The organism is Kangiella spongicola, assembly GCF_003194565.2.
GTDB lineage: Bacteria > Pseudomonadota > Gammaproteobacteria > Enterobacterales > Kangiellaceae > Kangiella > Kangiella spongicola.
Genome location: NZ_QICH01000002.1, coordinates 12,496 through 36,112 on the forward strand (window position 1 = coordinate 12,496; position 23,617 = coordinate 36,112).

A 23,617-nucleotide genomic window follows, 5' to 3' on the forward strand; every position below is an offset into this window, starting at 1 on the left:
TTATATATTGCTTTTAACTTCTGACTGTATGGTATTCGCAAAGTTCACCATTTTCTCTAATGGAATCAATGCTTTTTTTGCCAAATCTTCATCGACAAAGATCTCTTTGTCGTTCCCCTCGAATACTTCAGAAAGCACATGCAGAGCATTCATCTTCATCCAAGGGCAATGCGCACAGCTACGACATGTCGCGCCTTCGCCAGCCGTTGGAGCGATAATTAGCTCTTTGTTTGGAGCCTTCTGCTGCATTTTGTAGAAGATACCTTTATCTGTTGCCACGATCATCTTCTTGTGAGGCAGCTCATTGGCTGCTTTAATCAGCTGCGACGTTGAACCGACAAAGTCAGCAAGGTCAACTACGCTTTGAGGCGACTCTGGGTGAACTAAAACCGCAGCATCTGGATGAAGCGCCATGGTTTGCTCTAAAGCATTAGTTTTAAATTCATCATGCACAATACAAGCGCCCTGCCATAACAACATATCTGCACCTGTTTGTTGTTGAATATAGCGTCCTAAGTGCTTGTCAGGGCCCCAAATAATTTTCTTGTCTTGTTCCGCAAGGTGCTCTAAGACATCAACCGCGATGCTTGAAGTCACGACCCAGTCAGCGCGTGCTTTAACCGCTGCCGAGGTATTTGCATACACCACCACTTCTCGATCAGGATGTTGATCGCAGAAATTGCTAAATTCTTCTATGGGGCAACCTAGATCAAGTGAGCAAGTTGCTTCAAGAGTTGGCATCAAAATGCGCTTTTCCGGACTCAGAATTTTTGCGGTTTCGCCCATGAACTTAACACCAGCAATGATAAGGGTATCAGCTTCATGGCGAGCACCGAACTTCGCCATTTCTAGAGAGTCACCCACAAAGCCGCCGGTTTCTTCAGCTAATGCCTGAATGTCAGGATCGGTATAATAATGCGCAATCAGGACGGCATTATGCTTGACCAGCAAATCTTTAATTTTTGCTGTGTGGTTCTCTTTTTGTTCAGGGCTTAAATTAACTGGAGGCTTTGGAAACGGAACGTCAATTTCGACTGAAGTAACTACATTAGACATTGCAATTAAAAAGTATTAGATCGTTAGAGTATTATATATCAAATAACTTACAACTGATAAGCAATTCTTAGAGGCTTGATTTTTAACGTTAATTTCTTGAACTCACATGATTCAGCCACAAAAAAACACCCGAAGGTGCTTTTTTGTGACACAAACCTTTATCAGCCGTATGACTATCTAAGTTTATCAACCAGCTGATAAAGCGGGTTTAGTAATGTTTGCCCTAAGATATAACTGCGCTCAGAAGACCAGCCAGTCTCCTTGTTTGGCAGATTAGCGTTATCTTTAAACGGCATTTCTAAAGTGTATGATAAGCAGTTAAACTCCTCACCAACCCACGAATTTGCCACCGTCATGTTTGCTTTACCAGGCTCATCTTTGTCATAGCCGAATTCGTCTTGGAAGTCTGGGTTAACTGACATTAGCACTGACTTAAACTCGTCTTCCAACGATTTAATTTTGTCAGAATAGCTTGGAACACCTTCTGTCCCCGCCACAAACACGTAAGGCAAAGCTTCGTCGCCATGTAGATCAAGGTAAGCATCGACACCAGTTTCTTTCATCTTCGCTCTAACGTGATAAACCTCTGGGCTTTTATCCAACGACGGCGTTTGCCACTCACGGTTTAGGTTAGCACCAGCAGCATTCGAGCGTAAATTGCCACGATAGCTACCATCAACGTTCATGTTAGGAACAACATAGAACACCGCTTTATCGAGTAAGCTTCTTGATAACGCATCGTTTTGATCTAGAAGGCGGTCGATTAGACCTTCAGCACACCACTCGGCCATGGTTTCGCCAGGATGCTGGCGCGCTGTAACCCAAATTTTGCGCTCTTTAGACTCATCACCAATAACTAATAGATCAATATCCCGCCCGTCTACGGTTGAGCCTAGCACTTGATGTTCACATAAATCTGAAAGCTGTGACACCTGGATAAGGTTTTGGTGACGCTCGTACGAATATGGCTCGAAGTAAGCAAAGAAGATGGTCGATTGCTCTAACTGCTTGCTAAACTTCAGTGTCTTATCGGCAGTGAACTCCGTCTCGACTCGGAACCAGTACTGTCTGTCGTAGGAAGCGACAACTTGATAGTCGTCCCAGCCGTCTACGTAAGAGCAGTCTTGTGCGTTTAAAATCTCAAAGCCAACGGTCTGGCCGGTTTCACCGTGTAATTTAAAGTGAAACCACTGCTTAAACTCGCTATTGGAGTCTGTAGCAATGTTCAATGTGATGTTTTTTGGATCGTCGTAAGAAACAACTTCTATGTTTCCGCTATCGAATGAACTGTTTATTTTCATAAGCTCTGAATGACCCTCTGTCACTATTAATAATCAATACAATAACAAAAAGGGGCCATTAGGCCCCTTTGAGACTTACTTTAATTCTACATTTGTGGTGCAGGAATTGAAATACTTACTGTCGTTTTAAATGTTTCACCCGGTAAGTCTTCCGGCATCGCAGGGAAAGGCACTGAGTCGAATAATGCATTCATTACCGCATCGTCCAAGATTTTCTCGCCCGAACTGCTGACTAACGCACCGCCGACTAAATCTCCTTCGCGATCAACCTCAATACTGATAGAAACATCACCATGAGTTTTACCCTTACGTGGACGCATCAGGGCTGACTTACCATGACGACGTAATATATCACGTTGCGGATATTCGAAATAAGGAACATAGTGAGCACCCAGTTGATCCGAGTACTTTGCACGCATCGCAGCAATCTCTGCTTCTGTAGGACCTTTAGCAGCTTCGGCAGCGGCTTGCTGCTCGGCCAGTAGACGTCTAGCCTCTTCGAGTTCACGTCTTAAACGCTCAGCTTCAGCGACTTCCTCGGCTTTTTGAGCTTCTTCTGCTTGAGCCTTCTGATCTGCTAGTTTCTGCTGCTCTTCAAGTTTCTGTAACTCTTCTTGTTTCTTGCGCTCTTCTTCTTCACGCTTCTTACGCTCTTCTTCTTCACGCTGTTTGCGCTCTTCTTCCTCGCGCGCTTTAATTGCCGCAGTATCAAACATTGCAACACGGGCTTGGCTTGGCTGTATGGTGTTTAGTCGAGCAATTAGCTCAGAGCGTTGAACACTAGAGACATCGCCTAAGATTGCTTCTTTAAACTCTGAGCTTGGTGGTCTGCTACCAACCCAAGTTCTTAAAATTAGCGGGAAAGCGGCTGCATCAGTTCGACCAATTTCTGAACCATTAATACTAACAACAGTGGCTGATGGCAAGGCATCTATAGTTACAATATCACCAGCAACTAAATCATTATCCATCAAGTTTGCGAAGTCACGCACCGACTTAGCATTGGCTAAAACACTGCTCGCTTCATTGTTATTCTTGATTCTTTCGATCCAGAAGCGCTTCAAACGACGGCCAGATAGACTATCAGCTAAAACTCTAAGCTCCATACGCTTAATACCCGGAGTGCTTACGGCATCCTCTGCATCATCGGTCTTAGAAGTTAAATATAAGGCATTTAGGAACCATTCTTTTCTTAACTCACTGTGAACACCAACCCCATTCAACTCAAGGTTTGAACCTGCAACAGTAGTCTGCTCTGCGGCAACAGATGTTTGCGTTTGGGTTAAAAGTGCTACCGTGGAAAGTAGATATGTCAGTGTTAGTATAAGTTTTTTCATTAAATAGCAGCCATTGTTAGTCAATTAACGTAATTATTGTCAAAAATTATGACACAGTTCATATTGTAAGAGATTAATGCTTAATTGCAAGTTTCAATTACATATGTAAGCTATTGATTTAAATATGCTTTATGAAGATTAGTGAAAATAAATTCAAATCTATTTTATAAAAACCTTAAACTTTTCTTTATACTGCATGGCATATTTGATTGACCTAACACAGCAAATAAGGCAATTTATCTTACTATTGGGGAATACTCAGATTAATTATTATTATGAATGACACTGTTTTTCTGGTCGAAGATGACGAGAAACTTTCTGGTTTGATCGCAGATTTTTTAAGAACGCATAACTTTAATGTTTTAGTTGAAAGCAATGGTAGCAATGCTATTGACTATATTCAGAAAAACCAACCACGCGCAGTTATTTTGGATGTGATGCTACCTGGTGCAGATGGCTTTACCATTTGTCGAACGGTACGTCCAAATTACCATGGCCCAATCTTAATGTTGACCTCCTTAAGTGATGAGATTGACGAGATTGCAGGTCTTGAGAATGGTGCTGATGATTATTTAAGCAAGCCGGTAAAATCACACGTCTTACTGGCTCACCTGCGAGCACTATTACGTCGAATCGAGTCTGATGAACCGGTCAATAATCAAGCTAAAATCATCACTGCTGGAAACATTTCAATCAATGCACAAAATCGTAGCGTAAGCTGCAAAGGGCAAGAAGTTCACTTAACCACTGCCGAATACAATCTACTTTGGTTATTGGCCGAGCGCTCTGGTGAAGTAGTCAGCCGTGAAGAATTGCACCGCAAAACCTTTAAACTCGAATATGATGGTACCGATCGGAGTATTGATTTGCGGATATCAAGGCTCAGACGTAAACTTGGTGATGATCCGAGATTACCTTACATCATCAAGACTATTCGAGGTGAAGGTTACCTTCTAGCAGTTTAATGAAACGTAGCATTACCTTACTACTCATTCTGGTAGCCATTAACTTTTGTGGCTTTATTGCCATGTATTACGTTTATTTGCCTTGGGTAAATAAGCTTGATAATGAGCAATTAAAAGAGTCTATTTTGTCTGATGTTCGCTACCTCAACGTCAGGCTCTCCTTGTTAGACTATAGCTACTCGCCGCAAACAATCGCTAAAGCCGAGCATGAATTAAAAGTAAAAATTGCTACCACTACCCAAGAGCAACTGGGGCTCGACAATACCAGCTTCGCAACTCTAAAAAATAATCGTTACGGCATCAATATGAAGCGCTCGGAAGGGCCACTCGCCTTTTTATTGTTAAATGATAATGAAACTATATTAACCTTGGGGCCCTACCCTGCAATTGATAGCAGTATTAGCGCACGAGACTGGCTAGCTTATCTACTAATTATTTTAATCGCTAACTCAATAGTGGTATTGATAGTTTACCGGCACGTAAACGAGTACTTAAAGGTTGCCATAAGAGCGATAAAAGAGCTGGATTTGGGCGGACTTCGTTTAAAACCGATAAAATCCCCCCTCACCAACATTGCAGTCAACACGCCAAGAATTGTTAATCATATCAACGGCTTAAAACGACAGCATCAACAAAGCCTTTATAACCAACGTGATTTAATGCATGCCGTCGCGCATGAGTTTCGTGGCCCAATGGCGCGCCTAAGCTTTGCCCTAGACTTGTTTGGACAAGCAGCTGAGGAAGAGCGTCGAAAGCAGCTATCTAATGATATGGACGAGGCTCTTGCAGAACTCGATCAACTGGTTACCGAAGTGCTTGGTTATTCCCGGTTAAAAGATGGTCGCTTCCCGCTAGAGTTAGAGCACTTTGATCTTAGAAAAATTACCAATAGTGTTATCGAAAAAGTAAAAACCATCTATCCCAATAAGCGATTTGTGCTTTATTCTGAGCCTTCAAAATCGATTCCTCTTTATGCCGACTGTAATCTCATCGATCGTGTCATGATCAACCTCATCCGAAATGCAGCACGCTTTTCGAAGTCAAGAGTTAAGGTTGCTTTGGTGCGTTTTAAAGAAAGTATTGAAATTCGAGTTGAGGATGACGGCCCAGGAATTCCACCGGGCAAAAGAATGAGAGTTTTCGAGCCTTTCACTCGCCTCGACTTTAGTCGCAACCGTGACTCAGGTGGCGCAGGTCTGGGATTAGCCATTGCCAAAGGGATTATAAACCGCCACCAAGGGACAATTTGGGCCGAGGATAGCAGAGAGCTTGGCGGCGCAGTATTCACCATTCATATGCCTTTAAAACAAAGCTCAGTACAGAATAAAGACCAAGAATCAGTTAGCTCAAGAGGCAATCCAAATTCGCCACTGCAGAAACTGCGCGAACATAAGCGAGCTACCGATAGAGCCAATAACAATAAAGCCTAATCTAAGGTAAACCAGCCAAAGCCTTCGTTTTGTTGTGCGATGATCACTTCCTCTTTCGACCAGCCAATCGACTCTGCGACCGATGTTTGCACTAAATCTGGGCAATTATTTTGTTCGCTGATATGACTTGCTATTAACAACTTTAAGCGATCGCTCATCACGCTTTTAAGAAGTTCAATGGCTTGTCGATTGCTCATATGCCCAAGTGGCCCTCCCACCCTTTGCTTTAAGCTACGTGGATATGGGCCTTGCCACAACATCTCTTCATCATGATTACATTCAAGCAGCAATCCGTCACAGGTGCTTAACGTGGCGATTATTTCTGGAGTATAAGATCCTAAGTCTGTCAGGATCGCAAGTCGCTTACCGGCAACCTCGAACATATATTGGCAGGGCTCACGAGCGTCATGCGGGACCGATATTGGAACCACCTTAAGATCAGCAATTTGAAACTCACGGAAGCCTTCGATAATTGAAAAACGCTCTAGTTTTCCACACTTACCTGAAAGCAAGCTGCCGCGGGTCGACCACACAGGAATATCAAACTTTCGACTTAAAGGGCCAATACCACTGATATGGTCTTGGTGCTCATGCGTAACCAAAAGAGCGTCGAGCTCATTAGGTGCTACCTCAAGGCGCTCTAAACGCTTTAAGGTTTCTTTTAAAGTAAAGCCACAGTCAACCATGACCGTGGCTTCTTTACTTGATATGAGTGTTGAGTTGCCTTTGCTTCCAGAACCCAGCGAAGCGACTTTTATCACTAATTATCGCCCTTCCCGCGTTTAAACTCCGCAGAAAATTCAGGGTAAATTCGTGTGATAACATTTGACTCAAGTAGGTTACCTTCAGCACCATAGAAATTCATGCCCGTACCACCAGCACTTAACTCTACCAATTTAACTTGGTAGCTGCCTGGTTCAAGGTCTACTTTTGCCTCGTTTTCATCATCGCCAAACCAAGACCAGAAGCCATCATCTGGCTCTCTAACATTGAAATAATAAGTTTGTTCAGAGCGATCGTGATCTGTAATTTCTAGGTTTAATGCAGTTAATACGCGTGGCAGCTGCTCCCAAACGGCTAATACTTCGCGTTCGGTGATTAGTGCTAAAGAACCTTGGTCGTTATAACCAAGCTCCATATCGATTTTGGCCTCTTGTAAGATTCTTTCGCGAGCTTCACGAGTTCGCTCAGAATCATAATAACCAACAAAATAATTCAAGAACTGCTTTGCCACTCGCTCCGAAGTATCCACATCAATCCACTGACCATCAACTTCGTGTTGGTAGGCAAGGTGTTTGGCTTGCAAAGCCACTTCATTAGGCTTCTTATCAACAATGTTTAGACTAAACTTGTGACGCTGATTATCAACATGATACGGGCCTAAGCGCTCTGAAAGCTTGCTCTCGCCATCAGCAACAACCCACTCAGTAGTAATGGTATCGTTGCTAGGCTCTTGATAAGCAAGGCTTTGTGACTTCATAAAGCGCTCGATATAAGCAATTAATTCGCTTTCTGTGGCGCGCACCCAGACAGTTGGCTCAGCGCGTTCAGTATCAACCCAGACTCCATCACCAGCGATTAACAATAACTGAGGTGGCTCTAGACTCAGCTTTTTGCCTTTGGCATCACGCTGCGTAATAACAGTTCCTTCTGGCACACGGTAACTATCGGTGGCTTTAATTTCAGAAGTTCCTGGTGGTAATTGTAGCTGCGGCCCTTTTGGGCTATTCATGTAACTATCATCAATGTCTTCTGTACCATCAGAAGTCGCGCAAGCTGATACAAATAAAGCCGAAGCTATTGATAGTGATAAAATTTTAATTGTTTTTTGATAATTCAACATTCGCCTGTTCCAGTGCAGTTATAACTTGTGAGTGGAAATTTTTATCCAATTCGGTCAATGGTAAACGAATACCGCGCCCCATTTTATTCATTTGGTTTAGCGCCCACTTCACAGGAATTGGGTTTGCTTCAACAAATAGCTTTTCATTCAAACCAGTCAGTTTATCGTTAATTAGCGCAGCTTGCTTCCAGTTTTGCGCCTGTGCTAACTGACACATTTTACTCACTAAAGCTGGTGCAACGTTGGCAGTAACCGATATCACGCCATGCCCACCAAGCTTCATAAAATCGTATGCCGTAGCATCGTCACCACTTAATATGGTGATTGGAGTTTCCAATAAGCGATTTAGTTCCGTAACTCTTGAAACATCGCCTGTGGCCTCTTTAATGCCAACGATGTTATCAATATCAGCTAACTTTGCCACAGTCTCAGGAAGCAAATCCACTGCCGTTCGACCAGGCACATTGTATAAAATAATCGGTAGTTCACAATTATTAACTACTGATTGAAAGTGCTTATAAAGGCCTTTTTGGCTAGGCTTGCAGTAATATGGCGTAACGACTAATGCACCATCAACACCAAGCTGCTTAACTTTATTAGTAAGCTCGATCGTTTTATCGGTACTCATGGCGCCACTTCCAGCGATGACCTTAATTTTACCAGCCACCTGCGATACCACAGTTTCAATAACAGAAATGTACTCTTCTTCTGTCACCGTTCCTGATTCGCCGGTTGTGCCCATCACAACGATACCATCGGTACCTTCATCAATGTGCCAATCGACCAAGTCTCGCAAAGCGTTTAAATCAATCTCACCGCTATCAGTCATCGGTGTCACAATCGCAACAATACTACCTGAAAACATATCTCTATCCTCTTTATACGCAGCGCTATGTTAGCTAGCAACAGGCCTGAAAACAACCATAAATAGAAAAAACGCTGTGATAGCTTGCGGCTTTAAAAATTCTGACGTACAGTGATACTAAGCTCTATTTATACCTCAAAAGAGCAATTAAGAATCGTAAATAATGCACTCAGTGCAAAATATGAACAACCCACACACGATTAGTATAAAAATCATACAGGAGGCTGACATTGAGCCAACCGCAGTTGAATAAGAAAGCACCAAACTTTGATTTACCTGCAACTGGAGAGCAAAACCTTTCTCTTAAAGACTTCAAAGATAAAAATCTTGTCATTTACTTTTACCCCAAAGATAACACGCCCGGCTGCATCACCGAGGGGCAAAACTTTCGTGATCTTTACGCCGAATTCCAGAAATTAGACACTGAAATCGTTGGTGTTTCTCGAGATAGCGTACGTGTTCATGAAGGCTTTAAAAAGAAGCAGGAATTCCCTTTTGAACTTTTAAGCGATAAAGATGAAGAAATGTGTAAAGCCTACGATGTTATCAAACTTAAAAAAATGTTCGGTAAAGAGTACATGGGCATTGAGCGCAGTACTTTTTTGATTGATAAAAGTGGCAAACTACGTCAAGAATGGCGCAAAGTAAAAGTAAAAGGACATGCGGAAGAAGTTCTTGAAGCAGTAAAATCGCTATAACTATAGGTCCTTATTGAAAAGGAGCCGACTCAAGGAGCCCAAATGGTAAAACCTAAAATTGATGGTAAACGTCTTTTTGTTTTAGATACCAATGTGCTGATGCACGATCCAACCGCCCTCTTTCGCTTCGAGGAACACGATATACTGATTCCTATGGTGGTCCTCGAAGAATTAGATGCCGGGAAGAAAGGGCTCTCGGAGGTGGCCCGAAATGTAAGGCAAGTAAGCCGTTATCTTGATGACCTTCTTTCTATCGCCGAGGATGATAAAGACCCGATGAAAGAAGGTATTCCGATTGGAATGCTAGCGCAAATACAAGATCCAACGAAACACGGCAAAATTTATTTTCAAACCAAAGATCATATCGATCGCCTTCCTGATTCACTTCCTAGTAGCAAAGCTGATAATACTATCCTAAACGTGGCGCTAGCCTTACAGGCCAATGAATCAAGCAAAACCGTCACCCTTGTCTCGAAAGATATTAACCTGCGCATTAAAGCAAACATTGTCGGAGTCCATTCCGAAGATTACTTTAATGACAAGGTGCTAGACGATGTTGAGCAACTGCAAACAGGTTACTACGAACTTCCTCAAGACTTCTGGGATACCCATAGTCGCGACATCGACTCATGGCAAGAAGAAGGTCACACCTACTACAAAATCAAAGGGCCATTGGTCAAGGAATGGTGTGTTAATCAATGCTTGTATCAGCCTGATGATAATTTCGAGGCCATCGTTCGTGAAATTGAAGACGAGGACTCTGAAACACCGACAGCATTAATCGAATTACTCACCGACTATCGCAACGACAGCCATAATATTTGGGGGATCACCGCTAGAAACCGTGAACAGAGCTTTGCCCTGAACCTACTAATGGACCCTGAAATTGACTTTGTCACCCTACAAGGCCCTGCAGGCACAGGTAAAACTCTTTTAGCACTAGCAGCCGCACTCGAACAAGCGATAGAGCTTAAGCGCTATAAGGAAATCATCGTTACTCGTGTCACTGTGTCGGTGGGTGAAGATATCGGTTTCTTACCTGGCACAGAAGAAGAGAAGATGACGCCTTGGATGGGAGCTCTAATGGATAATTTGGAAGTGCTCTCCCCGACTGATAATGATGAGTGGGGAGTCGCCGCTACCCATGATTTATTGAGAAAATGGATCAAGGTGCGCTCTTTAAACTTTATGCGTGGCAGAACCTTTTTGAACAAATTCATTATTATCGATGAAGCTCAAAACTTAACCTCGAAACAGATGAAAACCTTAATCACGCGTGCTGGTCCTGGCACAAAGGTGGTCTGTATGGGTAATGTGGCGCAAATTGATACGCCTTATTTAACGGAAACGACTTCAGGCATTACCTTTGTCGTCGATCGTTTTAAAAACTGGCGTCATTCGGGACATATCACCTTGAAACGAGGCGAGCGTTCACGCCTTGCGGATTATGCTACAGAACTTCTCTAATCAATTAATCTTTCCCCTCAACAAAAAGCCCAGCTTAGTGCTGGGCTTATTTAATCCGTAGAATGGAACAACTTTAAAATTACTCAGCGTCTGGCTGCTGCTCAATCGCTAAGGTTTCATCTTCATCGCTACTCTCTTGTGCGCTCTGATACTCTTTGTGCTCTTTAACAGCACTTAAAGTAGCATTTACCAATATGGCCAAAGGAATGGCGAAGAAAACACCCCAGAAGCCCCACAAGCCACCAAATAGCAATATGGCGCCAATAATAGCAACAGGATGCAAGTTTACCGCTTCTGAGAAAATAAGCGGAACCAATACATTACCGTCCAGAATCTGAATGATTAAATAGACAATCATCAGAATGTAAAAGTCTTGTGTAAGCCCCCACTGGAAAAAACCAATTAATGCTACAGGGATTGTTACTAGCGCAGCACCGACATAAGGGATCAGCACCGATAAACCCACACAAACACCGAGTAATAAGGCGTAGTTCAGCCCCATGATGGCAAATGCGATATAAGAAACTACGCCAACAATAATTATTTCTAGCACCTTGCCACGAATATAATTACCTATTTGGCGGTTTACTTCTGCCCAAACACTTTCAGCTAAATGACGCTCTTGAGGAAGCCATTGACTACACCAGCCGAAGATAACCTGCCTATCTTTTAAGAAGAAGAAAACTAACAGCGGAACTAAAACGATATAGACCAATATACTAGCGACACTCATCAGCGAGCTAAAGGAGGCGCTAAGAATAGCCTCACCCAAGCTCCCCAGTTCCGTATTTAGACTGGTGATAAAAGCTTCTACTTGCTCAGTGGTTATAAAGTTTGGGTACTTGTCGGGAAGTTCTAACACTTGCTCTTTAAGCTTGAGCATGATGTTGGGCAGCTCAGTAATCAGTCGTGTTCCCTGCTTCCAAATGATAGGAATTAAGCCCAGAAAAATCACGATGGAAATGCCGATGAAGCCTGAGAACACAATCAAGACAGAGCTTAAGCGACTGATACTGTGCTTTTGTAACGTGCTGACGGCCCACTCTAACAAATAGGCGATAACAAGCGCCCACAAAATTGGTGCCAAAATGTCGCCAACCGTTAAAACCACAAAGAAACCGACAATGATTAGCATTGTCAGCACAACAGTCGCTGGGCTAGAAAAGTTTCGTTGGAACCAGCGAGTAAAGATTGAATTCATTCATCTCTCACTATTGAAGACAAACCACTATACATAATGGCTTGATTAATATTTAAGCAACTCATTACTACTATAGATGGAAAGCAGTATTTTGATTGAACTTTTATCATACTAGCCCCATCATATACAGTAACTTTACAGGTATTTTATCAGAATGGGCAGACGCACTCTTAATAAACTTTCAATGATTGCTGCGAGCACCTTGCTTGCGGTTAGCTCAGTATGTGTTCAGTCGACTGCATATGCTGACGAAATCCAATTGCCCAAACTTGGTGAAGCTGCGGGTTCTACCCTTTCGGTAGCGCAAGAGCAACAAATTGGCGATGACATCATGCGCCAAATCCGTCGTAGCGAATATCTGATGAAAGATCCAATCGTTACCGACTATATTCAGCACTTAGGCTACCGCCTTGTCGCTGCAAATCCCGATGCTTTAGGCCGACAGTTTCAGTTTTTTGTGATACAAGAAAACTCGATAAACGCTTTCGCCCTTCCTGGTGGCTATGTTGGCATACACTCGGGGCTAATAACCGCATCACAAAGCGAAAGCGAACTAGCATCGGTTTTAGGACACGAAGTGGCTCACGTCACTCAGCGTCACCTAGCTCGCAGATTGGAACGCCAGAATGAGCTTTCAATACCTTCTATTTTAGGGCTGATTGCCTCGGTCTTAGTGGCGACTCAAGATCCAGAAGCAGGTATGGCGGGCGTCGCAGCAACACAGGCCGCGGGCCAGCAAAGTATTATTAACCATACTCGTGAGAACGAAAAAGAAGCCGATCGAATCGGCATTACCATGCTATCCGCAGCGGGCTTTGATGTCAGCGCAGCTGCCGACTTCTTTGAAACCTTGCAACAAGCGAGCCGTTACACCTTCAAACCGCCAGAGATTTTATTGACTCACCCCTTATCCAGAAATCGTATTGCGGCTGCAAGAGAACGAGCTGAGTTATACCCTAAAGTTGATTACCAAGATTCAATCGATTACTTTTTGGTAAAATCTCGAGTTCGCAGTAAAAACCTAATTAACGACAAAGAAGCTTTTCGCGGTCTTGAATCTCGCTATAGCAAAAAACAGTTAAATAGTCTTGAGGAACTTTATCTTTATGCTGAGTTACTTAAGATGCGTGGAAACAACTCGTTAGCGATAAAGGTTCTCTCAGATCTCTATCAAAAGCACTCAAGCAACCAGCTATTGTTATTTAGCTTAGCGGAAGCCCACTTAGCGCACGGTAGCGGCCAAGAAATGCTTCCTCTATTGGAGTCACAGCTAAGCAAGACCCCAGACTCGACCAAACTGCTGCTTGCGACCTCTGAAATATATATTCGTAGTGGCCAGCCGACAAAAGCCGAAAGCTTGTTGTTACGGTATGCAGATGTTCACCAAAAGAACCCTAACTACCTAAAGTTATTAGCAAAAGCACAGGCGGATGCCGGAAACACACCTGAAATGTACGAAACTACGGGGCAATACTTGATGTTGCTGGGTGATTTACGCTCTGCTAAGAAACATTTTGAAAGAGCTTTGAATGCGACATCCAAAGACCCTTACGCCCAAACTAGAATTCAGGCGCGGCTGGATGATGTGCGCCAACAAATGCGTGCGGTGCTTAAAGCAAAATCGGAGCGATAGCTAAGCAGAGCATTAAGCTAGAAGCTAAAAAGAAAATCGAAGCCCCTTAACTCGAGGCTTCTTTATTTTCGATTTTATTAATGATTTCTAAAATTTTCTGGCGATCAACTTTCCCCAATATAGGCCCCATTGCTTGCCCACTCGGACTCACTAGATAAGTGCCCGGCAGACTTTGTGGCTTTGCGACAGGTAAAAACGGCATAGGCTCAGTAGCAACTATCGGGTAGCTTATATCGTACTTCTCGACAAGTTGCTGTAACTCATGATTCGATAACTTATCATAACTAACACCAATTACCGCTATTTCGGGGTTTTCTGCCGCTAACTTGCCGAGCTCAGGAATTTCTTCGAGACACGGCGGGCACCATTCAGCCCAGAAGTTAATTACAAGCCACTGCCCTTCGTAATCATCAACACTCTTTTCTTCCCCTGATAAAAAATGGAAGCTATTTTCATTAGTACAAGCATTGAGCAAACCAACAGTTGCAAACAATACAGCCAGCAGAAGTTTTTTCATAAGATATCAACCTAAATCAATTACTTAAATGTTGTGATGTGGAGGGGTGTTAGCGTTACCAAGCCTCTTAAAAAAGTAGACTAAGTCACTCTTTTTCGGCATTATTATACTGACAAAGCCAATAAAGCTTAAAGCAATAACAGTGAATCATAGGCTTAAGGACTAATTAATGGACTCGATACAGTTAACTTACCCAACGACCCAACAGGGTCAAAAGTTCATGATGGACAATAAGCCGAGCGCTGTAAAGCAGTGGCTGTCAAACCTTACATTTACAGATGTCAATAAATCACTCGAACAGTTACTACAAGCGATAAAGACCTCTAATCGTACTGAATATAAACTCACCCACCGCGAAGAGAACCTTGCGACCCTAGAGAAAGGCTATTTACGATTAAGCCACCATTTTCGTGTGCATAATGATGAACGCCAGATCATTCCTACTGATAGTCAACTTAAGCTCCTAAGCGCACTAACCTCTGAGATGGCCTATGGCTATAAGCGTGTGGTGCATGAATTAACTGAGCAGCGCGTTCTATTGAACAAAAGCTCACGCTTAGCCAAGGCGATAAACCAAGCGCAACACTTTTTAGGGCTTCACTTAATCGAGCACTACCAACAGTATTCACCAGTACCAAGCTATATTTGGCATGAACTGCATAAACTTTACTACTTCGCAGAGCAAGAAAAACTACACACCGTAAAGTTTAAGACCAACAATGACAGCCTCAGCGCATTAAACACTATTGAAAATACCTATAAGCGAAACTGTCTAATGTCAGTGATAAATCCTTATCATGTTGAAGATAACCAACACTGGCACCTTTTTAAATATTTTAGTCAGTGGGGCCATAAAGCTTTAATCTCTGCAGATCTAAAAAAATACTCCAAAAGTGAGTGCTTTGTTATCGACCTAACCAGTTCGCAAAGGCCAGAATACGCTGAATCTGATAACGAGTATGAAGAGCATAATTTATATCGACTGCTGATCACGAGTAAACTTTTGGATGAACTTGATAAACACTTATATCTTTACGAAGAGAAAAAGGCGCTTCCTAAAGACAGTTTCTACTCAGCAATCGACAAAAGCGTCGCGTTTAAACTGCTCCAGCAAATCTACGCATATTGCGATCACCATATTGAACGTAAAGATGCACGCTACCCTGTGATAAGCAATGTCAGCCTCGTCTTTGGCTTGGGTAACGTGGTTAAAGTATTACATGATGACAATCATATCGACACTAGCGAGCAGCTAGATGTAGCCATCAAAGAGCTTCTTGGAAGGGATTACCACCATCAAACTCGATGGCAGGCTGTGAATTATAGTAATGGTGGCATCTGCGTACGCCAGCCTAAAGAAGATGTGACACAGCTAAAAATTGGCAGCCTTATTCTTCTGAAAAGGAACATCAACAACAAGCCACAGAAAAGTTGGCAGCTTGGTATCGTCCGCTGGTTGAGCGGCAAACGTAACACCGGCGCGACCATGGGCGTAGAATATATCCATGGTCAGAAAATACCAGCGCGATACTTAACCAAGAACAAAGAAGGCGAGCTGATAAAGCACAAAGTTTTGCTGGTCTCTCCTTTTAGCAATAAGGAAACGTTGATGATTGCGCCTAGAAACTTACTCGGAGATAACAAAACAATAGCACTTGAATACAATAACGCAGTTATTGATCATCAAGTGCTCCACACAGAAGAGTCTAACACCCTAATCTCTATCTTTACTATCAGCCGAAGCGACGTCGACTGAGGTGATCGGAACATCCAACGACTCATTAATAGCAGCGTTGGCAGACTCTAAATGCTCTGTAAAGAACGTATCTTTATCAACTGCTAGGGTCTGATTATTATTCGGTAAGCGCCAATTTCCTTGGCGATAAACTCGGCCAATAGTGAGATCGTCAGCATTAAGCTTTAAGCAATATTGGCCATTTTCTAATTTAGCCACGTAATTCAAAGCCTGCAACTGATCAACTAAATGCCTTAAAGTTTGTCCGTGAAGGTATGAAAATTTACTGCGTAGCTGGTCGATACTAATTGAAGTCTCGCTAGCTTGAGCTTGAGCAAGAAACTGCAAAATCTTTAATATCGAAATAAACTCATGTTCAGTTTTTTCGCGTTTCATCTCAAATCGATGCAAGGCAAAACAAATCACGACCCCAAGCATCAAAATTAACCACGAAAAGAACACCCATAAAAAGAATAAAGGGATTGCAGTAATAGCGCCATAAATCACTTCATATGTCGAGAATTTAGCCACAAATATGGCAAAGCCGTACTTCGCTAACTCGAAAAGTAGAGCTGTAATAGTGGCGGCTATTAACGCTTTGGTAAACTTCACATGGCTAAAGGGTGTCACCATATAAAGCGTGGTAAAAGCTAGAACTATCAACAGAAATGGCAGACCAAATGTTAAAACACCGTTAATACTAGAGACCAACGGTAAGGCTGCAAAATATGAAGATGCGGCTAAACTTGCCGCAATCAATATCGGCGCTAGCGTCAGCATTGCCCAATAGGAAACCCACTTATGGATACCACGACGTCGGTTCTTGGTTTCCCAAACCGTATTAATCGCACGATCAATCGCACGCATCAGCATCATAGAAGTCAGGAATAGGAAGGCAAAACCTACCGCTGAAAGGTTCTTCGACTTAGACACATATTCGTTTAAGTGCTCCTGAACCGCTAAGCCCGTTTCTGGCATAAAATTCTTAAAAATCAACTCCTGCACCTGGACATTAAGCTTATCGAAAGCAGGGAATATTGCCATTAAACTGACAGCCACGGTCATCAGTGGTACCAGTGCCAACATGGTGTTTAACGTCAATTCAGCCGCCATTGAGCTGCTATTTTTTTTCGCAAATTCGCTAAAGACGAACTTAACAAAGGCTTTTAGCCATTTAACCCTTTTTTCTAACATCAATTATGCCTAGAATAGTCACATCAATTTTCAAACTTTAAACTATTATGAATGATTTTAACATCTTACATAACCCTCGTTGCTCAAAATCTCGTCAAACTTTGGAGTTACTTCAAGAAAATGGCGTAGAACCAACAGTTATCAAGTATTTAGAAACACCACCATCAGCTTCGACGCTACAGTCAATCGTAAAAAACCTTGGCGTCAGTCCGCGTGATATTTTGCGCACTAAAGAAGCCGAATATAAAGAAGCTGGGCTCGACAATAAAGATCTTAGTGATGACCAAGTTATCGACCTGATGACGCAATACCCGAAGGTTATTGAGCGCCCTATCGTGTTTAATGACTCAGCAGCTGCCGTCGGCCGCCCGCCTGAAAATGTATTAAAGCTAATTAAGTAAACTAAATCGATGAATACTGTTTTAGTTCTTTATTACTCGCGCCACGGCAATACACGCTCGATGGCGCGATTGATTGCGCGTGGTATTGAACAAGAAGGCTGCCAAGCCATGTTGCGCACAGTACCGCCCGTCAGCGCCGACCACGAAGCGACCGCTGAAGCGATTCCTAGCGAAGGCGAACCTTACGTCACCCTAGAAGACTTAGAGCAATGTGACGGTTTAGTATTAGGCAGTCCAACACGCTTTGGTAACATGGCCGCACCCTTGAAGTATTTCCTAGAAACAACCTCTTCACAGTGGCTATCTGGCAAACTGAGTGGCAAACCTGCGAGCGTCTTTACCTCAACCAGCTCAATGCATGGCGGCCAAGAATCAACCCTACTGACCATGATGGTTCCATTATTGCATCATGGTATGGTCATTGCGGGCATCCCTTACTCTGAAACTGAACTAGTCACAACAACCACCGGCGGAACCCCTTATGGTGCTTCCCACGTCGCTGGAGCGGATAGCGATTACCAAATTAGTGACTCGGAGAAAGCACTCTGTATCGCCCAAGGCAAACGTATGGCTGTCCTAACAAAAAAGCTAAGCCCAGCGTAATGAGTCAATCGCAAAAAGAAATGATGAGTTAAATCAAACTATGAATATCCACTTAAAAAAAGCACTTAGAGCAAGACTCATTGCCGTAGCCAGTTTCCTCGCTATCGTTATTATTCTTCCGGTGTTCATCTGGCTGAATCATGAGAAGCCTGCACTAAGATGGCTGTCATTGGCCATTTGGTGGGCGCCGCTATTGTTAGCCGTACCAGGCATGTTTAAAGGCAAAACTTACACTTACGGCTGGACAGGATTTATTATCTTACTGCCCTTCTTCTACGCCTTCTTTTACATTACCGAGCCACTAAAAGTGGTCTGGGCATCGGTGATTGTGGTGCTTTCGGTAATTTATTTCTTAATGTCCGTTAGCTATGTAAAACAATTTGCCTTATCGCAAGGCGTGAAAACCAATGCCGATGCGAAGAAAGCAAAAGGTATTGAGTAAGCTATTATTCGTAAGCTAACGCGACATAAAAATTTTGAGGTTTAAAAACAAAAGGTTGGGAATTCCCAACCTTTTTTATTGATAAAATGGACAATAGAGCCTTTAGCGGTCAAAGAGGTTTTTATAAGCTCTAAAACGCAAAAAGTGATCGCATAATACTAGTGCAGCCATAGCTTCTACGATAGGCACGGCTCTTGGCAAAACACAAGGATCGTGGCGACCTCTTCCATGGAATACAACATCCTCGCCCTCTAGATTTACCGTTTCCTGCTCTCTGATAATCGTAGGCGTTGGCTTAAAAGCCACACGAAAAACCACTGGCATGCCGTTTGAAATCCCGCCTTGTACACCACCCGAATGGTTGGTTTTCGTGCTCACAGCACCATTGTCATCGAAGAAAACATCGTTGTGAGTCGAGCCCTGCATCAAAGTGCCGGCAAATCCTGAGCCAATTTCAAAGCCCTTGCTGGCGTTAATCGATAACATGGCCTTGGCTAAATCGGCCTCTAACTTATCGAACACAGGTTCGCCTAAGCCAACAGGCACGTTTCTTAGCTGACACTCGACCACACCACCTAGCGAATCCCCAGACTTACGCGCAGCTTCTATCTTGCTAACCATATTTTGTGCAAGGTCTTCATCAGGACAACGAACAAGATTAGTTTCAATCAGCTCAGGTCGAATATCTTCAGGCGCGACTTGTAACTCTAAGTCTTGGACGCTTTTTACATAACCAATAATATCCACACCCAAAGCTTTTTTCAGGACTTTTCGAGCGACAGCGCCTGCCGCTACATGCCCCGCGGTAACTCTAGCTGAACTTCGACCACCGCCTGCAACGTCTCTAATACCGTACTTTTTTTGATAAGTATAATCGGCATGGCTTGGGCGATATAGCTTAGCCATTCCCGAGTAGTCTTTGCTCTTTTGATCTTTGTTGCGAATGTAGAGCGTTAATGCAGTGCCGGTAGTCACACCATCGACCGTACCCGATAGAATCTCAACAGCATCGGCTTCATCGCGACGTGTGGTAATTGAACTTTGGCCCGGGCGACGCTTATCCAAAAACGGTTGGATATCTTCTTCCGACAATGGCATTCTTGCTGGACAGCCCTCAACCACAACGCCAATCCCTTTGCCATGGGATTCGCCCCAATTAGTGATTTTGAATAATTTACCGAAGCTGTCACCCGCCATTGCATGAACTCCCATTCATAAATATTTTGTTAATCATTTTTTTGCTCAAATGATTAGCCTAAATTATAGCTCTTCGCTCTTTACACCAATCTTTTCAAGAAATTCCCAGTACAAGGGAAACGATTTTTCGACCGCTTGCGCATCTTCAACCACAACGCCAGGAAGGCGAATACCAATTAACGCAAAACTCATGGCAAGTCTATGATCGTGACAACTGGACAAATTGCTAAGCTGTAAGTCCTGACCACCGGAGACATGAATACTATCGTTTGAGTATTCAATATTAGCACCCAAACGATTCAGCTGGTCACACAGATCAACGATTCGATTCGACTCTTTAAAAGCCAAATGAGCAATGTTAGTAATATTCGTCTTACCTTCCGCAAATAACGCCAATACCACTAACGTTGGCACCACATCCGGCATATCCCCCATATCGACATCAATCCCTTTTAATGGGCCCTTATAGCCAACCACAAGACTTTCGCCCTGCTTTACAACCTCTGCGCCCATCTTTTCGAGCACCATATAAAACTGAGACTCGCCTTGTGGTGACTCAAAGTCAAAAGATTCTAGCCGGATGCTTGTCTCCGCTAAAAGTCCAGCCGCCATAAAATAGCTACTGCTAACCACATCACTGGCAACGTTAATTTCAGTAGCGCGAAGTTGTTGTTTCGCTGGAATCAGCAGTTCAGTATCGGAAACCTCAGAAACAACGCCACCAAAGCGCGCTATAGCATCTTTGGTCAACTGTATGTAGCTCGAAGATACGGTTTTTCCTTTAAGTAGAATTCGAGTATCCGACTCAGCTCGCAAACAAGCAATTAATAACCCACTCAAATACTGACTACTACGGCTGGTATCAAGCTCAACCACACCGCCTAGAATGGGCCCACGCAACCGAATAGGCAACTTATCGCTATCGACAACAACACCCAACTCACGCAAGCTCTGCGACACCTCATCCATAGGACGCTGCTTCATTTGCTCACTGGCATCAATCACAACATCAGATGTCATATTGCTGGCTACAGCAGTAATAAAGCGACTCAAAGTACCACTATCGCGGCAGTTGATTGTGATGTCGCTATCGAGCTGAAAGTTGGTGATACCTTCGATTTCAACTACGCCATCGTCAACATAACTAACTCGTGCGCCTAATTGACTCACAGCTTCGAGCGCAGCCTCAATGTCATCATTCTGCGGTAAGTTGCGCAATGTAGTCACACCCCCAGCAAGTGCAGCGATTACGATGTAACGATTCGCCAGGTATTTACTTCCTGGAACCGTTACAGTCGGCGCTTGGATAGAGTGTGAAATTATTTTTCTAGTGGTCATTTAGTATGCTTTTGCCTAAGGGCTTAATAATGGGTTTAAATTAAGGTTGCAACTCTTCCAAAAGCTCAGAAAGCAACTCAACGTCACGATCACTAAGGCCATCTGACTCAACGGCATCTTCAACAAACAAGGCAAATTCAGCAAACCATTGCTCATCCGTTAAATCATCAACAGGAATCAAATCCACCATAGGAATGAGGTATCCAACTAGAAATAGCTTCTCTTCTTCAACCGTTTGTTCAAGATCTAATAAATTTTGCTTAATTCTGTCAGCGATCGGCATATAACAAACTCTCTTTGTGCTCAAATTTTCGAGACACCCGCATTAAGAGACGCAGGTATGCTCCGTGTGTGCCGCTTGAGCGATATCACTTACGTAATCCGCAATCTGCTCAAGCATGATTTGAGGGTTATTATAATGTTGATTGATTAAGTTAACTATGGCTGAACCGGTAATAATTCCATCAACACCTGCATTTGCCGCATCAAATACGTGTTTTGGCTCGGATATTCCAAAGCCTTGAACCAATGGTGGGCTTTGATACTGCTTGAGTTTCTGTAAAAAGTCTGTTTTTGCTTTAGTCGCGGCCACCTCTGTACCCGTAATCCCTTTACGGCTTAGGACATAGGTGTAGCCCTTGCTCTTTTCTGCCGTCACCTTTAAGGTCGCATCGTCGGCATCGGGTGGAGCAATAAACACAAGGTCAGTATTGTTCTTTTTAGCATCCGCCTCAAACAACTCAGATTCTTTCACAGGACAATCTGCTACTAATACAGAATCAATACCTTGGGCATTGCACTTGCCAAAAAACACATCAATACCCTGAGCAAAGACTAAATTCGCGTACGTCAGTAAACCAATCGGTAACTCTGGATATTTCTGGCGCACTTGTCCAATAAGGTTCAACCCTGCTTCGATAGAGAACTTATTAGCTAGCGGTCTCAGCGTTGCCTGTTGTATCACAGGGCCATCGGCCACAGGATCAGAAAATGCTAATCCCAGCTCAAGCCCATCAGCGCCATTTGCTACTAAAGTATCGATAATCTTAAGCGACAGTTCCGCGTCTGGATCACCCACAATAACAAAAGGAATATAAGCAAGGTGGCCTTTGGCTGAAACCTTGTCGAACATATTTTTATAACGCATCTGTAACACCCTGTTGATCATTCTCTTCTAAAATACTCATAACGTGGCTCAGGTCTTTGTCGCCTCGGCCTGATAAATTCACCAGTAACGTGGTTGGCTCCGTCGCTGCTTGTGCTAATTTTTTGGCGTAAGCTAAAGCGTGTGAAGATTCTAGAGCAGGAATAATACCTTCCGTTTTGGATAGCTCTTGAAATGCTTCTAACGCCTCATCATCAGTAATTCCCACATACTCGGCGCGACCGCTGGTCATCAAGTGAACATGCTCGGGGCCAACAGCTGGATAATCTAGGCCTGCTGAAATCGAGTGTGACTCTTTAATCTGCCCTTCTTCAGTTTGCAATATGTGGGTACGTGAGCCGTGAATAATACCTTCGGTTCCACGCAATAAAGTCGCGCCATGCGCTTCCGAGTCCAACCCGTGCCCCGCTGGCTCTACGCCAATCAACTTAACGCCTTCTTCTTTAATAAAGTCCGCAAAGATACCGATGGCGTTTGAGCCTCCGCCGACACAGGCAATCACTGCATCAGGAAGTTGCCCAGTTTGCTCAAGAATTTGTTTTTTTGCTTCTTCGCCAATAACTTGCTGAAAGCGTTTTACCATTTTGGGGAAAGGTGCAGGGCCCGCAGCCGTTCCTAATAAATAGTGCGTGTCCTCATAACTAGAAGCCCAGTCACGTAACGCCTCGTTAATGGCATCTTTCAAGCTAGCACTACCATTATCGACAGAAATGACTTCCGCCCCCATAAGCTTCATTCTAAAAACATTGGGCGCTTGGCGATCACAGTCTTTCTTGCCCATATAAATAGTGGCTTTCAAACCTAGCAATGAACACGCCAAGGCAGTGGCAACACCATGTTGTCCCGCGCCGGTTTCGGCAATAATACGATGCTTCCCCATACGTTTAGCCAGTAAAGCTTGGGCCAAAACCTGATTGGTTTTGTGGGCACCGCCGTGCAATAAATCCTCGCGCTTTAAGAAAATACGGCAATGCTCAGTACGCCCAAAGGTTTCGCATTCGGTTAATGGCGTTGGCCGCCCTGCATAATCATTCAGTAACCGATTAAGCTCACCTATAAACTCATCATCAATAATCGCAGCTTCAAAAGCTTCCTCAAGCTGCTCCAATGCTGGCACCAATATTTGTGGTACAAATTGACCACCATATTGCCCTATATAAGCACCCTGATACTCGTATTGACTGTTATCGGATACTTGATCGATACGTTCTTTTAAAGACATAACTACC

Annotated in this window: 23 protein-coding genes; 9 read left to right on the forward strand and 14 right to left on the reverse strand. The window is 43.5% G+C overall.

The features are described 5' to 3' along the window. The 3 genes from nadA to DL796_RS05655 form a co-directional block, all read right to left on the reverse strand. Positions 1-1,056 (reverse strand): quinolinate synthase NadA, encoded by a 1,056-nt coding sequence (gene nadA, locus DL796_RS05645; RefSeq protein ID WP_170114224.1) that lies wholly within the window; start codon positions 1,054-1,056, stop codon positions 1-3. Between the two features lie 173 nt (positions 1,057-1,229). Continuing rightward, positions 1,230-2,357: a M14 family metallopeptidase gene (locus DL796_RS05650; RefSeq protein WP_110200746.1), complete on the reverse strand. Its 1,128-nt coding sequence runs from the start codon at positions 2,355-2,357 to the stop codon at positions 1,230-1,232. Between the two features lie 86 nt (positions 2,358-2,443). Beyond that, positions 2,444-3,694 carry a chalcone isomerase family protein gene (locus tag DL796_RS05655; protein WP_110200747.1) on the reverse strand — a complete coding sequence of 417 codons (1,251 nt, stop codon included), beginning with the start codon at positions 3,692-3,694 and terminating at the stop codon, positions 2,444-2,446. A gap of 275 nt (positions 3,695-3,969) precedes the next feature. On the opposite strand from DL796_RS05655, the gene DL796_RS05660 reads away from it, so the two are divergent. Both DL796_RS05660 and DL796_RS05665 read left to right on the forward strand, forming a co-directional pair. Then, entirely contained in the window at positions 3,970-4,659 is a 690-nt protein-coding gene (locus DL796_RS05660) for a winged helix-turn-helix domain-containing protein (RefSeq protein ID WP_110200748.1), read from the forward strand. Continuing rightward, a complete protein-coding gene (locus DL796_RS05665) occupies positions 4,659-6,089 on the forward strand; it encodes a sensor histidine kinase (protein ID WP_110200749.1) in 1,431 nt (476 codons plus the stop codon). The genes DL796_RS05660 and DL796_RS05665 overlap by 1 nt, the downstream gene beginning before the upstream one ends. On the opposite strand, the gene DL796_RS05670 is transcribed toward DL796_RS05665, so the two are convergent. The 3 genes from DL796_RS05670 to dapA are packed head-to-tail and all read right to left on the reverse strand — an operon-like array spanning position 6,086 to position 8,797. Beyond that, a complete protein-coding gene (locus tag DL796_RS05670; protein ID WP_227592998.1) occupies positions 6,086-6,850 on the reverse strand; it encodes an MBL fold metallo-hydrolase in 765 nt (254 codons plus the stop codon). The genes DL796_RS05665 and DL796_RS05670 overlap by 4 nt on opposite strands. Next, positions 6,850-7,932, reverse strand: coding sequence for an outer membrane protein assembly factor BamC (bamC, locus tag DL796_RS05675; RefSeq protein WP_110200750.1), 1,083 nt, complete (start codon positions 7,930-7,932; stop codon positions 6,850-6,852). The genes DL796_RS05670 and bamC overlap by 1 nt, the downstream gene beginning before the upstream one ends. Beyond that, positions 7,907-8,797, reverse strand: coding sequence for a 4-hydroxy-tetrahydrodipicolinate synthase (gene dapA / locus DL796_RS05680; protein WP_110200751.1), 891 nt, complete (start codon positions 8,795-8,797; stop codon positions 7,907-7,909). The genes bamC and dapA overlap by 26 nt, the downstream gene beginning before the upstream one ends. A 230-nt stretch (positions 8,798-9,027) precedes the next feature. On the opposite strand from dapA, the gene DL796_RS05685 reads away from it, so the two are divergent. Both DL796_RS05685 and DL796_RS05690 read left to right on the forward strand, forming a co-directional pair. Next, positions 9,028-9,495: a peroxiredoxin gene (locus DL796_RS05685; protein WP_110200752.1), complete on the forward strand. Its 468-nt coding sequence runs from the start codon at positions 9,028-9,030 to the stop codon at positions 9,493-9,495. A 42-nt stretch (positions 9,496-9,537) separates the two neighbouring features. Then, positions 9,538-10,962, forward strand: coding sequence for a PhoH family protein (locus DL796_RS05690; RefSeq protein WP_110200753.1), 1,425 nt, complete (start codon positions 9,538-9,540; stop codon positions 10,960-10,962). A gap of 79 nt (positions 10,963-11,041) precedes the next feature. On the opposite strand, the gene DL796_RS05695 is transcribed toward DL796_RS05690, so the two are convergent. Beyond that, complete coding sequence (locus tag DL796_RS05695) at positions 11,042-12,163, reverse strand: AI-2E family transporter (RefSeq protein ID WP_110200754.1); 1,122 nt, start codon at positions 12,161-12,163, stop codon at positions 11,042-11,044. A 154-nt stretch (positions 12,164-12,317) separates the two neighbouring features. On the opposite strand from DL796_RS05695, the gene DL796_RS05700 reads away from it, so the two are divergent. Continuing rightward, complete coding sequence (locus DL796_RS05700) at positions 12,318-13,796, forward strand: M48 family metalloprotease (RefSeq protein WP_110200755.1); 1,479 nt, start codon at positions 12,318-12,320, stop codon at positions 13,794-13,796. A 46-nt stretch (positions 13,797-13,842) separates the two neighbouring features. Here the strand turns inward: DL796_RS05700 and DL796_RS05705 are convergent, their stop codons facing one another. Continuing rightward, positions 13,843-14,313, reverse strand: coding sequence for a TlpA family protein disulfide reductase (locus DL796_RS05705; RefSeq protein WP_110200756.1), 471 nt, complete (start codon positions 14,311-14,313; stop codon positions 13,843-13,845). A gap of 169 nt (positions 14,314-14,482) precedes the next feature. Between DL796_RS05705 and DL796_RS05710 the strand changes: the two genes are divergently transcribed. Continuing rightward, positions 14,483-16,069 carry a hypothetical protein gene (locus tag DL796_RS05710; RefSeq protein ID WP_110200757.1) on the forward strand — a complete coding sequence of 529 codons (1,587 nt, stop codon included), beginning with the start codon at positions 14,483-14,485 and terminating at the stop codon, positions 16,067-16,069. Here the strand turns inward: DL796_RS05710 and DL796_RS05715 are convergent. Beyond that, positions 16,028-17,242, reverse strand: coding sequence for a YihY family inner membrane protein (locus DL796_RS05715; RefSeq protein ID WP_110200758.1), 1,215 nt, complete (start codon positions 17,240-17,242; stop codon positions 16,028-16,030). The genes DL796_RS05710 and DL796_RS05715 overlap by 42 nt on opposite strands. Before the next feature lie 47 nt (positions 17,243-17,289). Here DL796_RS05715 and arsC point away from each other — a divergent pair, with 47 nt between their 5' ends. The 3 genes from arsC to DL796_RS05730 are packed head-to-tail and all read left to right on the forward strand — an operon-like array spanning position 17,290 to position 18,688. Then, entirely contained in the window at positions 17,290-17,643 is a 354-nt protein-coding gene (arsC, locus tag DL796_RS05720) for an arsenate reductase (glutaredoxin) (RefSeq protein WP_110200759.1), read from the forward strand. A gap of 9 nt (positions 17,644-17,652) precedes the next feature. After that, the gene (gene wrbA / locus DL796_RS05725; protein WP_110200760.1) at positions 17,653-18,246 is read left to right on the forward strand and encodes an NAD(P)H:quinone oxidoreductase; all 594 of its coding nucleotides are present in this window, start codon (positions 17,653-17,655) and stop codon (positions 18,244-18,246) included. 40 nt (positions 18,247-18,286) lie between these two features. Then, a complete protein-coding gene (locus DL796_RS05730; protein ID WP_110200761.1) occupies positions 18,287-18,688 on the forward strand; it encodes a DUF2069 domain-containing protein in 402 nt (133 codons plus the stop codon). 102 nt (positions 18,689-18,790) lie between these two features. Here the strand turns inward: DL796_RS05730 and aroC are convergent, their stop codons facing one another. The 5 genes from aroC to trpB all read right to left on the reverse strand — a co-directional run bounded on the left by aroC (position 18,791) and on the right by trpB (position 23,610). Next, complete coding sequence (gene aroC, locus DL796_RS05735; protein ID WP_110200762.1) at positions 18,791-19,885, reverse strand: chorismate synthase; 1,095 nt, start codon at positions 19,883-19,885, stop codon at positions 18,791-18,793. A 63-nt stretch (positions 19,886-19,948) separates the two neighbouring features. Next, positions 19,949-21,223, reverse strand: coding sequence for a 3-phosphoshikimate 1-carboxyvinyltransferase (aroA, locus tag DL796_RS05740; protein WP_110200763.1), 1,275 nt, complete (start codon positions 21,221-21,223; stop codon positions 19,949-19,951). A 40-nt stretch (positions 21,224-21,263) separates the two neighbouring features. Further along, positions 21,264-21,506: a hypothetical protein gene (locus DL796_RS05745; protein ID WP_110200764.1), complete on the reverse strand. Its 243-nt coding sequence runs from the start codon at positions 21,504-21,506 to the stop codon at positions 21,264-21,266. Positions 21,507-21,548: 42 nt separating this feature from the next. Next, a complete protein-coding gene (gene trpA / locus DL796_RS05750) occupies positions 21,549-22,370 on the reverse strand; it encodes a tryptophan synthase subunit alpha (protein ID WP_110200765.1) in 822 nt (273 codons plus the stop codon). After that, the gene (trpB, locus tag DL796_RS05755; RefSeq protein WP_110200766.1) at positions 22,360-23,610 is read right to left on the reverse strand and encodes a tryptophan synthase subunit beta; all 1,251 of its coding nucleotides are present in this window, start codon (positions 23,608-23,610) and stop codon (positions 22,360-22,362) included. Before trpB ends, trpA begins: the two co-directional genes overlap by 11 nt. Positions 23,611-23,617 lie beyond the last annotated feature (7 nt).

Excerpts from the sequence above, each read along its gene's own strand:
- dapA (WP_110200751.1), bottom strand. The coding sequence starts at position 8,797 with ATGTTTTCAGGTAGTATTGTTGCGATTGTGACACCGATGACTGATAGC.
- bamC (WP_110200750.1), bottom strand. The coding sequence starts at position 7,932 with ATGTTGAATTATCAAAAAACAATTAAAATTTTATCACTATCAATAGCT.
- DL796_RS05665 (WP_110200749.1), top strand. The coding sequence starts at position 4,659 with ATGAAACGTAGCATTACCTTACTACTCATTCTGGTAGCCATTAACTTT.
- nadA (WP_170114224.1), bottom strand. The coding sequence starts at position 1,056 with ATGTCTAATGTAGTTACTTCAGTCGAAATTGACGTTCCGTTTCCAAAG.
- trpA (WP_110200765.1), bottom strand. The coding sequence starts at position 22,370 with ATGCGTTATAAAAATATGTTCGACAAGGTTTCAGCCAAAGGCCACCTT.
- DL796_RS05715 (WP_110200758.1), bottom strand. The coding sequence starts at position 17,242 with ATGTTAGAAAAAAGGGTTAAATGGCTAAAAGCCTTTGTTAAGTTCGTC.
- aroC (WP_110200762.1), bottom strand. The coding sequence starts at position 19,885 with ATGGCGGGTGACAGCTTCGGTAAATTATTCAAAATCACTAATTGGGGC.
- DL796_RS05700 (WP_110200755.1), top strand. The coding sequence starts at position 12,318 with ATGGGCAGACGCACTCTTAATAAACTTTCAATGATTGCTGCGAGCACC.
- DL796_RS05655 (WP_110200747.1), bottom strand. The coding sequence starts at position 3,694 with ATGAAAAAACTTATACTAACACTGACATATCTACTTTCCACGGTAGCA.
- DL796_RS05690 (WP_110200753.1), top strand. The coding sequence starts at position 9,538 with ATGGTAAAACCTAAAATTGATGGTAAACGTCTTTTTGTTTTAGATACC.
- DL796_RS05660 (WP_110200748.1), top strand. The coding sequence starts at position 3,970 with ATGAATGACACTGTTTTTCTGGTCGAAGATGACGAGAAACTTTCTGGT.
- DL796_RS05745 (WP_110200764.1), bottom strand. The coding sequence starts at position 21,506 with ATGCCGATCGCTGACAGAATTAAGCAAAATTTATTAGATCTTGAACAA.
- aroA (WP_110200763.1), bottom strand. The coding sequence starts at position 21,223 with ATGACCACTAGAAAAATAATTTCACACTCTATCCAAGCGCCGACTGTA.
- DL796_RS05705 (WP_110200756.1), bottom strand. The coding sequence starts at position 14,313 with ATGAAAAAACTTCTGCTGGCTGTATTGTTTGCAACTGTTGGTTTGCTC.
- DL796_RS05695 (WP_110200754.1), bottom strand. The coding sequence starts at position 12,163 with ATGAATTCAATCTTTACTCGCTGGTTCCAACGAAACTTTTCTAGCCCA.
- DL796_RS05650 (WP_110200746.1), bottom strand. The coding sequence starts at position 2,357 with ATGAAAATAAACAGTTCATTCGATAGCGGAAACATAGAAGTTGTTTCT.
- trpB (WP_110200766.1), bottom strand. The coding sequence starts at position 23,610 with ATGTCTTTAAAAGAACGTATCGATCAAGTATCCGATAACAGTCAATAC.
- DL796_RS05710 (WP_110200757.1), top strand. The coding sequence starts at position 14,483 with ATGGACTCGATACAGTTAACTTACCCAACGACCCAACAGGGTCAAAAG.
- arsC (WP_110200759.1), top strand. The coding sequence starts at position 17,290 with ATGAATGATTTTAACATCTTACATAACCCTCGTTGCTCAAAATCTCGT.
- wrbA (WP_110200760.1), top strand. The coding sequence starts at position 17,653 with ATGAATACTGTTTTAGTTCTTTATTACTCGCGCCACGGCAATACACGC.
- DL796_RS05730 (WP_110200761.1), top strand. The coding sequence starts at position 18,287 with ATGAATATCCACTTAAAAAAAGCACTTAGAGCAAGACTCATTGCCGTA.